Source organism: Luteimonas fraxinea (assembly GCF_021233355.1).
Classification (GTDB): Bacteria; Pseudomonadota; Gammaproteobacteria; order Xanthomonadales; family Xanthomonadaceae; genus Luteimonas; species Luteimonas fraxinea.
In genome coordinates, this window is record NZ_CP089507.1 from 316,464 (window position 1) to 328,565 (window position 12,102).

Here is a 12,102-nt window from a genome sequence, read left to right on the forward strand (position 1 = left end):
CGGGCCCGGAGGCACGCGGCGCGTCGTGAAGCGGTCTGGGTCGGAAAACCGCGGCTCTGGTGCGTCGCCGGAACGTTTCGTTCCGGCAGTCGACTCAGTCGCCGGACGCGACCTTCTGCTCGGTAGCAGGGGTCTCGTAGATCAGGTACGGCTCGGACTTGTGCTCGATCACCGACTCGTCCACGACCACCTTGCTGACGTTCTCCAGCGACGGCAGATCGTACATCGTGTCGAGCAGCACCGATTCGACGATCGTCCGCAGACCACGAGCACCGGTCTTGCGCTTGATCGCCTTCTTGGCGATCGCCGAGAGCGCGTCCTGACGGAACTCCAGTTCCACGCCTTCCATCTCGAACAGCTTCTTGAACTGCTTGCTGATCGCGTTCTTGGGCTCGGTCAGGATCTGGATCAGCGCGGCCTCGTCGAGTTCCTCGAGCGTTGCCACGACCGGCAGACGGCCGACGAACTCGGGGATCAGGCCGAACTTGATCAGATCTTCCGGCTCGACGTCTGCCAGCACCTTGCCGACTTCCGCCTTGCGCTCCGAACTCTTGAGCTTGGCGCCGAAGCCGATGCCGCTGGCGTCAGTGCTGCGCGCCTGGATCACCTTGTCGAGGCCCGCGAACGCGCCGCCGACGATGAACAGGATGTTCTTGGTGTCGACCTGCAGGAACTCCTGCTGCGGGTGCTTGCGACCGCCCTGCGGCGGCACGCTGGCGACCGTGCCTTCGATCAGCTTGAGCAGCGCCTGCTGCACGCCTTCGCCCGACACGTCACGCGTGATCGACGGATTTTCGCTCTTGCGCGAAATCTTGTCGATCTCGTCGATGTAGACGATGCCCTGCTGCGCCTTCTCGGCGTCGTAGTCGCACTTCTGCAACAGCTTCTGGATGATGTTCTCGACGTCCTCGCCGACATAACCGGCTTCGGTCAGCGTCGTGGCGTCAGCCATCGTGAACGGCACATTGAGCAGGCGCGCCAGCGTTTCAGCCAGCAGCGTCTTGCCCGAACCGGTCGGTCCGATCAGCAGGATGTTCGACTTCGCAAGCTCGACTTCGTCGTTCTTGCTGCGGCTCTCGATGCGCTTGTAGTGGTTGTACACCGCCACCGCCAGCGTCTTCTTGGCCCGTCGCTGGCCGATGACGTACTGGTCGAGCACTTCGAGAATTTCGCGCGGCTTGGGCAGCGAGCTGCGCGCCGACTGCGCCTTCTCCTCGAGTTCCTCGCGGATGATGTCGTTGCACAGCTCGACACATTCGTCGCAGATGAACACGCTGGGACCCGCAATCAGCTTGCGCACCTCATGCTGGCTCTTTCCACAGAAAGAGCAGTAGAGGATTTTGTTGCTGTCGCCGGAACGACCCTGACGGTCTTCGCTCATGCCTTGGCCAAATCTGTATTGCGGTTTCGTTTCGAGAATAGCACAGCGTCCGGCGCCTCCACCGGGAGCGCGCCGTCACGCATATGCATGGTGAATCAAGCGTTTAGCAGCGTCAGGCGGCGGTGATCGAGTCTTCGGGACGACGCTCGAGCACCTGGTCGACCAGACCATAGTCGCGCGCAGCCTGCGCGCTCTTGAAGTTGTCACGCTCGGTGTCATGCGTGATCGTCTCAAGCGGCTGGCCGGTGTGATGCGCCATGATCTCGTTCAGACGCTGCTTCATCGACAGGATTTCCCGGGCGTGGATATCGATATCCGTCGCCTGGCCCTGGAAGCCGCCGAGCGGCTGATGAATCATCACGCGCGAGTTCGGCAGCGCGTAACGCTTGCCCGCAGCGCCCGCCGACAGCAGCAGCGCGCCCATGCTGGCCGCCTGGCCGATGCAGATCGTGCTGACGTCCGGCTTGATGAACTGCATGGTGTCGTAGATCGCCATGCCCGCCGTGACGATGCCGCCGGGCGAGTTGATGTACAGGTTGATGTCCTTCTCGGGGTTTTCCGCCTCAAGGAACAACAGCTGGGCGACGATCACGTTCGCCATGTGGTCGTCGATGCCGCCGACGAGGAAGATCACGCGCTCCTTCAACAGGCGCGAGTAGATGTCGTACGCGCGCTCGCCGCGGCTGGTCTGCTCGACCACCATCGGCACCAGGTTGAGGGCTTTCGTCTCGATGCTCATCAATCAATTCCCGTCGGTGGAGCGTCCGGCCCACATGGACCGGACGGGGTGCGCGTGGCTCAGCCCTGCGGGCCGATCGCGTCCTGGAAGCTCAGCGACTGCTCCGTGTGCTTGGCGCGCTCGGCGATCCAGTCGATCACCTGCTCTTCCATCACACGGTTCTGCAGTCCCGACATCAGCTGGGGGTCGTTGCGGTACATCTCAATGACCTGCTGCGGCTCTTCGTAGGTCGAGGCGATCAGGCGCATCGTTTCGTTCACGCGCTTGGGGTCGAGCTTGAGCTGGTTGCGACGGGCGACTTCGCCGACCAGCAGGCCGACGAGCACGCGCTTGCGCGCCGGCTCAAGGAACTCGTTGTGCGCGTCGTCGGCGACGGTCGGGTTCTGGCCGTTGCGACGGGCCTGCTCGACGGTCTGGCGCAGCAGCGACTTCGCCTCGGACTCGACCAGCTTCGGCGGCAGTTCGACGTGCGCGAAGGCTGCGACCAGCTGCTCGCCGACTTCGCGACGCAGACGGTTCATCAGCGCGCCCTTGAGCTCGCGCTCCAGGTTGCTGCGGATCTCGGTGCGGAACTGCGCCATCTCGCCGCTCTTGACGCCGAAGCTGCGGATGAAGGCCTGATCGACTTCCGGCAGCTGCTGCTCGGAGACCTGCTCGACCTTGACGTGCACGGTGGCCTGCTTGCCGGCCAGCTGCGGCACGCGCCAGTCGGCCGGGAAGCTGACCTCGATCGCCTTCTCTTCGCCCTTGGCCAGACCGATCAGTGCGTCCTCGATCTCCGGGTACATCGCGCCCGAACCGAGCACGGTGACGCCACGCTCGGCGCCTTCGGCCGGCAGACGGTCGTCGCCGATCTGCGACCAGGTCTCGACATCGACCGCATCTCCCTTCTGCGCGCCACGCGTGACCGCGCTCCAGCTGCGGCGCTGCAGGCGCAGGTTCTCGATCATGCGGTCGATGTCGTCTTCCGCCACTTCGGCGGTGTGACGCACGACTTCCAGGTTCTCGAGTTCGATGGAGCCGAAGTCCGGCACGATCTCGAAGGTCGCGGTGAACGCGAGTTCGCCTTCGCCCGCCTCGCCTTCCGGCGCAATGCGCGGCTGGCCGGCGATCTGCAGCTCATTCTCGCGGATGGCCTGGTCGAAACCTTCGCGCAGCAGACGGTCGAGCTCTTCGGCGCGGACCTGCTCGCCGAAGCGCTGTTCGACGACCTTGGCCGGCACCTTGCCGGGACGGAAACCCTTGAGACGGGTGGTCCGCGCGATTTCGCGCAGACGGCCACCGACCTGGGTATCCAGGCGTTCGGACGGCACGCGGAACGTCATCTTGCGTTCCAGGCTACCCAGCGATTCGACCGAAACTTGCATATCCACTCCTGCGCTTGCGGACAGTGCCGCATGACATCTGACTGTTGGGAATTGGTTCTGAACTCTGCCGGCCGCCCATTCCAGGGAGGCGGCGACGGAACGGACTAGTTTGGCGGATTCGGGACGTGGCCGCCACCAGTGCGGGCGCCAGGACCCGAAGCGCGATATCCCCGGCGAGGGCCTCCAGGCATGGATCGGAGACCGCCCTGACACACTCGGCGCCGCAATCAGCGGACGTCGGCGCGCAACCCGCCGCCTGCCCCGTGCGCCCGCAGCGACCCGCCGGGTCCGGGATGGTGCGAAAGGGGGGACTCGAACCCCCACGCCTTGCGGCACTGGTACCTAAAACCAGGGCGTCTACCAATTCCGCCACTTTCGCTTCGTGCCCGCCGCTGGCGAGCCGCGGCATGTTAGTCCATCACCCCGCTGTTTTGGCAGCAGTCAAACGAAAGCCGCTTGGCAGTGCCGGGCGCTTTCGGGTGAATGGTGGGCCGTAAAGGGCGAGCACCGGCAGCAGCGAACCGCTGGTTCGCGCCCTTGCGAACGCCATGCGCGCTACGCATGGCCGGACCTGCGCAGCAGGCGAACCGCAGATTCGAATCCACCTCGAACGCCTGAAACGAAAAACGCCCGGCAATGCCGGGCGTTTTCGTGTAACTGGTGGGCCGTCAAGGATTCGAACCTTGGACCTATTGATTAAGAGTCAACTGCTCTACCAACTGAGCTAACGGCCCGATGAAGCGGGCGCGCATTGTAAAAAACTTTGCGCGCTTGGGCAACACTTTTCGTGTGTTACCCGGTGAAGCAATGGGGTGGAAGACGGGATTTGAACCCGCGACCCCCGGAATCACAATCCGGTGCTCTAACCAACTGAGCTACATCCACCACAGAAAACTTGTCTCGTACCTTGGGTCGTGGCGCGCCCGACAGGAATCGAACCTGTAACCCCCGACTTAGAAGGTCGGTGCTCTATCCGGTTGAGCTACGGGCGCCAGTGCGTCGAATGATAAACGCGGCTGGTACCCGATGGTCGGGGTAGAGGGATTCGAACCCCCGACATCCTGCTCCCAAAGCAGGCGCGCTACCAGACTGCGCTATACCCCGCCGGAACAAGCGGTCGAACCTGACCCGACACGGCCAGGGCCGTACGAAGGGCGCAATTGTACGACCGCCGCGCGTGCTGTCAATGCAGTGCAGCATACGGATGCACGTGTATCCTCCCTTCCGATCCGAATCCATGGACAGACAGGGGCGAAACTCATGCGCAGCGGCAATCCGGCACTGAAGGAATCCACCTTCCTCGATCTCGCCAGCGGCAGCGTCGTGTCACGCGACGGCGAGGCGATGACCCTCAACGGCACCGTCAACAAAACCGGCTTTCTGCTGCTGCTGACGATCATCACTGCCGCGTTCGCGTGGTCGCAGGTCGAGTTCGGCGCCGACGGCCGTCCGCAACCGGGCTTCGGCATCTACATGTGGGGCGGCGCGATCGGCGGCGTCATTCTGGCGATGGTCACGGTGTTCAAGAAGGAATGGGCGCCGGTCACCGCGCCGGCCTATGCGCTGGTCGAGGGCTTCTTCCTCGGTGCGATCTCGGCGATATACAACTTCATGTACGAAGGCATCGTGCTGCAGGCGGTGATGCTGACCTTCGGCACGCTGTTCGCGCTGCTGTTCGCCTACCGCACCGGCCTGATCAAGGCGACGGAGAACTTCAAGCTCGGTGTCGTGGCCGCGACCGGCGGCATTGCGCTGGTGTATCTGGCGACCATCGCGCTGGGCTTCTTCGGCGTATCGATCCCGCTGATCCACGAATCGGGCCTGGTCGGCATCGGCTTCAGCCTGTTCGTGATCGTCATTGCCGCGCTGAATCTGGTGCTGGACTTCGACTTCATCGAAACCGGCGTCGAACAGGGCGCGCCGAAGTACATGGAGTGGTACGGCGCGTTCGGCCTGATGGTCACGCTGGTGTGGCTGTACATCGAGTTCCTGCGCCTGCTGTCGAAGCTGCAGCAGCGCTGAGCCACCCTGCTCCACAACGAAGAAGGCGCCCGGATCGGGCGCCTTTTTTGTGCGTGGTGCTTATCCGCGAAATCAGCTCCGCGTCGTGGGCACCTCGACAGCGCCAGTGTTCTTGCGGCCCGGCCAGAGCATGAAACCGATGGTCACGACGGCAAGCAGCCAGCAGTAGTGCACGCTGCCGGCGAGCGCGAGTGGCGAGACCGATGCGAGTGATGCGGCCAGCAGGATCTGCGCGCCATACGGCAGCACGCCCTGCGCAACGCAGGCGAAGATGTCGAGCACGCTGGCCGCGCGCCTGGGGCTGATGCCGTGCTTCTCCGCGATATCGCGGGCGACGCTGCCGCTGACCAGAATCGCGACGGTGTTATTGGCGGTGAACACGTCGGCCGCGGTCGACAACGCGGCAATGCTGAACTCCCCCGAGCGCCGGCTACGACGCCCGCGCGCGAACTTCCCGATCAGCTGCGCCAGCCAGTCGAGGCCGCCGCTGGCCTTGGTCAAAGCGCCCAGACCGCCGATCAGCAGCGAAAGCAGCAGGATTTCGACCATGCCTTCGAAGCCGGTCCAGATATCGCCCACGAACGGCACCACGCCGTAGTCATCGGCGAACACCAGGCCGAATCCGCCGGCCAGCACGATGCCCAGGCCCAGCACGATCAGCACGTCGACGCCGGCCAGGGCGAGCGCCAGCACGATCACGTACGGCAGCATCAGCCACGCGGACGCGCTGCTTTCCGATTCGATCGGCGAGGCGCCGCCCATCACGCCGAGCAGCACGACAGTGGCCAGCGCTGCCGGCGTCGCGATCTTGAAATTTTCGCGGAACTTGTCGCGCATCTGCGCGCCCTGGGTGCGGGTCGCGGCGATCGTGGTGTCGGAGATCATCGACAGGTTGTCGCCGAACATCGCGCCACCGATCACCGCGCCGACCACCAGCGCACGATCCAGGCCGGAGGCCTCGGCAACGCCGAGCGCGATCGGCACGACGGCGGCGATCGTGCCCATCGACGTGCCGATCGCCAGCGAGATCAGCGCCGACAGCACGAACAGACCCGGCAGGATCAGCGGCGCGGGAATCGCCGACAGGCCGATCGACACCACCGCATCCACCGCACCGATCGCGCTCGACACGTACGCGAACGCGCCCGCCAGCAGAAAGATCAGGCACATCAGCACGATGTTGGGATCACCCATGCCGCGCAGCAGGATGTCGCCGGCCTGCAGGCCGCGGCGATGCGCGATCCAGGCGGCGAGCGCCAGCGCGGGCAGGATCGCGACCGGCGCGCGCAGCTGGTAGAACCCCATCGCCTCGCCCTGCGCGGTGAAATACAGCCCGGCGCCGAAGAACAGCGCGAGGAACAGCAGCAGCGGCGTCAGCGCGAGTGCGCTGGGACGGACGGTCATGCGGGTGGATTCCGGGAGGGGCGATGCGTGTGCGCATTGTGCGCAGGACGCGTCGGCCCGTCATGACGACCGGCAGGATGGCCTGCAACGAAAAACGGGACGCCGAAGCGTCCCGTTTCCGTTGCCGCGTCGCCGGCGTGCGGCGCGCGTGGATTGCGGCCTGCCTTACAGGCATGCCGCGATCGCCTTGGCGAAAGCCATGGTGTTGCCGGTGCCGCCGAGGTCCGGCGTCACGCCGTCCTTGGCTTCGAGCGTGGCGACGATCGCCTTGCGCAGGCGCTCGGCCTGCTCCGGCAGCGCCAGATGGTCGAGCATCTGCGCGGCAGCGAGCAGCAGCGCGCAGGGGTTGGCGACGCCCTTGCCGGCGATGTCCGGCGCCGAGCCGTGCACGGCTTCGAAGATCGCCGCGTCCGTGCCGATGTTCGCGCCCGGGGCCAGACCCAGACCGCCGACGAGACCGGCGCACAGGTCGGAAATGATGTCGCCGAACAGGTTCGTCGTCACGATGATGTCGAACTGCTCGGGACGCATCACCAGCTGCATGCAGGTGTTGTCGACGATCATCTCGTTGGCTTCGATGTCCGGATACTCGGCGGCCACTTCGCGCGCGACCTTCAGGAACAGGCCCGAGGTGCTCTTGAGGATGTTGGCCTTGTGGACGATCGTGACCTTCTTGCGACCGGTCTTGCGCGCCAGCTCGAACGCGTAGCGCACGATGCGGTCCGAACCCTTGCGGGTGATGCGCGTGATCGACACCGCGGTCTCGCCGTCGGCCGAGGTTTCCTGGCCTTCGCTGATGTACGAACCTTCGGTGTTCTCACGGATCGTGATGAGATTCACGCCATCGGCGAAACGCGAGCGCGTATTCGGGAACGAGGTCGCCGGACGCACGTTGGCGTAGAGGTCGAACTGGCGACGCAGTTCGACGTTGATCGAGCTGAAGCCGCCACCGACCGGCGTGGTCAGCGGGCTCTTGAGCGCGATCTTGTTGCGGCGGATCGATTCGAGCGTCGCGGCCGGCAGCAGTTCGCCGTGCTTTTCGAGCGCCATCAGGCCCGCGTCCGCGTCTTCGTAGGTGAGGCCGAGCTGCATCGCGTCGAGCACGTGCAGCGTCGCGTCCATGATCTCCGGGCCGATGCCGTCGCCGCGGATGACCGTAATCGTGTGCGTCATGTGGGGTGGGATTCCGTGCGCAGGGACGACGCGCAATGCGCGACGTCGGGTGAAGGGGAAACCCGCCCATTATGCCCGAGGCGCCCGCCCCGACCCAAACGCAGGCACACCGGAGCGCGATCGCGGCATCGTGAGCGACGCATCCGGCGCGCCTCGCAGACGCACTCAGTCGTGCGTGTGGGCTGCCGGAGTACCGGCGTCACCCTGCTCCAGTCGATCGAGGAAATCGACCGCGCGACGCATGTGCGGGATCACGATGCTGCCGCCGACGACGAGGCCCACGGAGAAGGTTTCGAACAGCTCCTCGCGCGTCGCGCCGGCGTCCTTGCACTGCGCCACGTGATAGCTGATGCAGTCGTCGCAACGCAGCACCATCGACGCGACCAGACCGAGCAGTTCCTTGGTCTTGAGATCGAGCGCGCCGGCCTGGTAGGTCTGCGTGTCGAGCGCGAAGAAACGGCGCACGACCTGGTTGGGCTCGGCCAGAATGCGCTCGTTCATGCGCTTGCGGTATGCGCTGAACTCGGCGACGCGGTCGTTCTCGCTCTCGCCGCTCATGCGCCCGCGCCCTGGATCAGCGGCAGGAATCCGCCCTTGCGGTGCAGCGCCATCATGTCGTCGTAGCCACCCACATGGGTCTCGCCGACGAAGATCTGCGGCACGCTGGTGCGACGCGCGAGCGCGACCATGCGTTCGCGCTCGGCGACGTCGAGATCGATGCGGACCTCACGCCAGTCCAGACCCTGACTCTTGAGGAAGGTCTTGGCGGCGACGCAGTAGCCGCAGATCGCACTGGTGTACATCACGATCTCCGGCGCGGCGCCGGACGATGCGGAAGTGGGGGAATCGAGGGTCACGGCAGTCTCCGGAAACTTGTCGGGCGATTGTCGGTCAGATGGGGGTGCGGCGCCGTGTTTTCCATGCGACGCCGCGCACCGCCGCCTTAACATGGCATTCATGCCCTCCGCGCATGCCACCGGCATGCTGCACCTTCGCCGCCTGACCCGAACGAGCCGATGCGCCGAACCCAGACGCCCCACCGCCCTGCCCGCTTCGCCCTGCTGCCGCCGATCACGGCACTGGTGCTGGCGACGGCCGCGGTGTGCGCGCCAGCGCAGGACACGCGCTTGCCGGATATCGGTTCGTCCGCCGGCAACGTGCTCAGTCCTGGGAAGCAATCCGAATACGGCCAGATGCTGCTGGCGCAGCTGCGTCACTACAACTACGTGCTGGAAGATCCGCTGGTCGATGGCTGGCTGCGCGGCACCGGCAATCGCCTCGCCTCGTCGAGCGACCAGCCGCAGCAACCTTTCACGTTCTTCATGATGCGCGACCGCAGCATCAACGCATTCGCGACGTTGGGCGGCTACATCGGCATGAACGCCGGCCTGGTACTCGCGGCCGAGACCGAGGACGAAGTCGCCGCAGTGCTTGCGCATGAGGTCGCGCACGTCACCCAGTCCCACGTGCTGCGCGGCGTCGAGCGCGCGCAACGCGACCAGATGCCGATGCTGCTGGCGATGCTCGGCGCGATCGCGGTCGCCTCGCAGAGCGGCAGCAATTCCTCCGATGATGCCGCGATGGCGGTCATCGCCGGCGCGCAGGGCCTCGCGATACAGCGGCAGATCGACTACACACGTTCGAACGAATCCGAAGCCGACCGGCTCGGCATCCGCACGCTGTCGCGCGCCGGTTACGACCCCGAAAGCATGGCCTCGATGTTCGAGCGCATGCAGGCGGTGTCGCGCACCAACCAGGGTGGCGATCGCGAGCGGGTGCCCGATTACCTGCGCACGCACCCGGTCACCACCACGCGCATCAGCGAGGCGCGCGACCGCGCCGAACGCATGGACCGCGACACCGTGCAGGTGACCACGTCGACACCGGAAGGCACACGTACCGAACGCGTGCCGGTGAGCCCCGGCGCCGAGGCGCCTGCGCGTGGATTCGGCAATCCGATGTTGCCGGTGGATCTGCGTCTGCCGGCGAATGCGCTGTCGGGTATCGACGGCACGGCATTCGGCTGGGCCCGCGAACGTCTGCGGGTGCTCAGCGCCAACACGCCCGCGCAGGCGGTGCGCGAGTACGAGGCGATGCGCCGCAACGGCAGGTTGACCGATGCGCAGCGCTACGGCCTCGCCGTCGCCCGCCAGCGGCTCAATGAACTCGACGCCGCGGGCAAGACCTTTGGCGAACTGCTGGCCGAATATCCGGGCGATGTCTGGCTGACGCTGGGCGTGGCCGAGACCGACGCGCGCGCCGGCCGGATCGCAGCCGCCGACCAGCGCTTCGAGACCCTGATCGACCGCATGCCGCGCCATCCGGCGGTGGTGCTGACCTATGCCGCCGCACTGGCCGAGCGCAATACGCCCGAAGCCGGGCTGCGCGCGCAGGCGATCCTGCGGCCGCTGCTGAATTCCTCCGGCGGCGATCCGGCGTTCCAGCGCGCCCTTGCCCGGGCCAGCGAGACGGCTGGCGATCCGGTCCGCGCCGGCGAGGCCTGGGCGGAAGCGGCGGTGCTCGGCGGCCGGCCGGAGCAGGCGCTGATCCAGCTCAATACGCTGAAGAAGCGCGAGGATCTGGACTATTACGCGCGCACCCGCATCGACGCGCGGATCGCGTCGATCACCCCCACGGTGCTGGAGCTGCGGCGCCAGGGCATCCGGGATGAGGATCTGCGGCGACGTTGAGTCGAGGGCTGTGCAGCGTTCGGCACGACTGATTCACGGCCTGCCCTCACCCGACGCGGAATGCGCATTGGTCCCGGATCAGATTCGGGGCTCTCTCCCGGAAGGAAAGGTGCTCGCGTGCCGCGACGTCTGCTGACCGCGCCTCATGACACCGGGCCGCGCCTGTCGCCAAACCGTCACAAAACTGTCGTGTAATGGCGCCATCCCACCGGCGCTATGGACCGATCCATGCAGAAACGCATCCTCATCGTCGATGACGAACCGGCGATCCGCGACATGGTCGCCTTCGCGCTCCGCAAGGGCGAGTTCGAGCCGATGCACGCCGGCGACGCGCGTGAGGCGCAGTCGGCGATCGTCGACCGCGTGCCGGACCTGATCCTGCTCGACTGGATGCTACCCGGCACCAGCGGTCTGGAACTGGCGCGCCGCTGGCGCAAGGACGCGCTGACCCGCGACATCCCGATCATCATGCTCACCGCCCGCGGCGAGGAGAACGATCGCGTTGGCGGCCTCGAAGCCGGCGTCGACGATTACGTGGTCAAGCCGTTCTCGGCGCGCGAATTGCTGGCCCGCATCCGCGCGGTCATGCGCCGCGCCCGCGACGACGACGAGGACGGCAGCGTCACCGTCGGCGCCCTGCGCATCGACGGCGCCGCGCATCGCGTGTTCGCCAGCGACGCACCGGTCACGATCGGCCCGACCGAATACCGCCTGCTGCATTTTTTTATGACTCATCCCGAACGCGTCTACAGCCGCTCGCAGCTGCTCGACCACGTCTGGGGCGGCAGCGTCTACGTCGAGGAGCGCACGGTCGACGTGCATATCCGCCGTTTGCGCAAGACCCTCGAGCCGAGTGCGCTGGATGGGATGGTGCAGACGGTGCGGGGGTCGGGCTACCGGTTCTCGGCGTCGGTCTGACGCGACGCGCGCCGCGCCCTGCTTTTGATCTTCGCGACGCCGCACTGCGCATCGAACACCCGGAGGGCGGCGGGCATGGATGCCCGCCGTTTTCCGACCGAGCCACGATGGCGAGTCGGAAAATGCCGGAACGAACGACTGGCCGGGTTCGCTCCGTCGGGGCTGGCCTTTTTCTTTGGTTCCGTTTCTTTGACTCGCATCTTCAATGCTCGCCCCTTCGGGCCCGGCTGCGCCGTTCGCACTACGTGCGTGGGGCCAGCAAAAGAAATGAACCCGCTCGCCGCGAGGCGAGTGGAAGCGTTTGATCTTTCTTGTATCGCCGTTGGCGAAGAACGAAGAGCAACGTCAGACGCTTTCGTCCGCTGGCGCGGCCGAGTTCATTTCTTTTGGTTGACGCCCACGCGCGCA

General features: G+C 65.9%; 10 protein-coding genes and 5 tRNA genes. 3 read left to right on the top strand and 12 right to left on the bottom strand.

Annotated elements, in window-relative coordinates; genetic code table 11:
* Window positions 1-94: 94 nt before the first annotated feature.
* From clpX to LU699_RS01420, 8 genes are all read right to left on the bottom strand, one after another.
* Window positions 95-1,381 carry an ATP-dependent Clp protease ATP-binding subunit ClpX gene (clpX, locus tag LU699_RS01385; protein ID WP_232150575.1) on the bottom strand — a complete coding sequence of 429 codons (1,287 nt, stop codon included), beginning with the start codon at window positions 1,379-1,381 and terminating at the stop codon, window positions 95-97.
* Between the two features lie 112 nt (window positions 1,382-1,493).
* Window positions 1,494-2,120 (bottom strand): ATP-dependent Clp endopeptidase proteolytic subunit ClpP, encoded by a 627-nt coding sequence (gene clpP / locus LU699_RS01390; RefSeq protein ID WP_232138156.1) that lies wholly within the window; start codon window positions 2,118-2,120, stop codon window positions 1,494-1,496.
* Between the two features lie 59 nt (window positions 2,121-2,179).
* On the bottom strand, window positions 2,180-3,487 hold the full coding sequence (gene tig / locus LU699_RS01395) for a trigger factor (RefSeq protein WP_232138157.1): 1,308 nt from the start codon (window positions 3,485-3,487) through the stop codon (window positions 2,180-2,182).
* Between the two features lie 294 nt (window positions 3,488-3,781).
* A tRNA-Leu gene (locus tag LU699_RS01400) sits at window positions 3,782-3,866 on the bottom strand.
* A 279-nt stretch (window positions 3,867-4,145) separates the two neighbouring features.
* Window positions 4,146-4,221, bottom strand: a tRNA-Lys gene (locus tag LU699_RS01405).
* A 74-nt stretch (window positions 4,222-4,295) separates the two neighbouring features.
* Window positions 4,296-4,372, bottom strand: a tRNA-His gene (locus tag LU699_RS01410).
* Between the two features lie 30 nt (window positions 4,373-4,402).
* A tRNA-Arg gene (locus LU699_RS01415) sits at window positions 4,403-4,479 on the bottom strand.
* A gap of 35 nt (window positions 4,480-4,514) precedes the next feature.
* Window positions 4,515-4,591: transfer RNA gene (locus LU699_RS01420), tRNA-Pro, on the bottom strand.
* Window positions 4,592-4,747: 156 nt separating this feature from the next.
* Here LU699_RS01420 and LU699_RS01425 point away from each other — a divergent pair.
* The gene (locus LU699_RS01425; RefSeq protein WP_232150571.1) at window positions 4,748-5,509 is read left to right on the top strand and encodes a Bax inhibitor-1/YccA family protein; all 762 of its coding nucleotides are present in this window, start codon (window positions 4,748-4,750) and stop codon (window positions 5,507-5,509) included.
* Between the two features lie 72 nt (window positions 5,510-5,581).
* Here LU699_RS01425 and LU699_RS01430 read toward each other — a convergent pair whose 3' ends face one another.
* The 4 genes from LU699_RS01430 to grxC form a co-directional block, all read right to left on the bottom strand.
* Window positions 5,582-6,913, bottom strand: coding sequence for a Na+/H+ antiporter NhaC family protein (locus tag LU699_RS01430; protein WP_232138159.1), 1,332 nt, complete (start codon window positions 6,911-6,913; stop codon window positions 5,582-5,584).
* A 165-nt stretch (window positions 6,914-7,078) separates the two neighbouring features.
* Complete coding sequence (locus tag LU699_RS01435) at window positions 7,079-8,086, bottom strand: isocitrate dehydrogenase (RefSeq protein ID WP_232580456.1); 1,008 nt, start codon at window positions 8,084-8,086, stop codon at window positions 7,079-7,081.
* A gap of 165 nt (window positions 8,087-8,251) precedes the next feature.
* On the bottom strand, window positions 8,252-8,644 hold the full coding sequence (locus LU699_RS01440) for a carboxymuconolactone decarboxylase family protein (RefSeq protein ID WP_232138161.1): 393 nt from the start codon (window positions 8,642-8,644) through the stop codon (window positions 8,252-8,254).
* Window positions 8,641-8,889 (bottom strand): glutaredoxin 3, encoded by a 249-nt coding sequence (gene grxC / locus LU699_RS01445; RefSeq protein WP_232150586.1) that lies wholly within the window; start codon window positions 8,887-8,889, stop codon window positions 8,641-8,643. Before grxC ends, LU699_RS01440 begins: the two co-directional genes overlap by 4 nt.
* Window positions 8,890-9,102: 213 nt before the next feature.
* Between grxC and LU699_RS01450 the strand changes: the two genes are divergently transcribed.
* Together LU699_RS01450 and phoB are read left to right on the top strand one after the other, a co-directional pair.
* The gene (locus LU699_RS01450) at window positions 9,103-10,776 is read left to right on the top strand and encodes a M48 family metalloprotease (protein ID WP_232580457.1); all 1,674 of its coding nucleotides are present in this window, start codon (window positions 9,103-9,105) and stop codon (window positions 10,774-10,776) included.
* A gap of 228 nt (window positions 10,777-11,004) precedes the next feature.
* Entirely contained in the window at window positions 11,005-11,694 is a 690-nt protein-coding gene (gene phoB, locus LU699_RS01455; protein ID WP_232138165.1) for a phosphate regulon transcriptional regulator PhoB, read from the top strand.
* The last annotated feature ends 408 nt before the right edge of the window (window positions 11,695-12,102 follow it).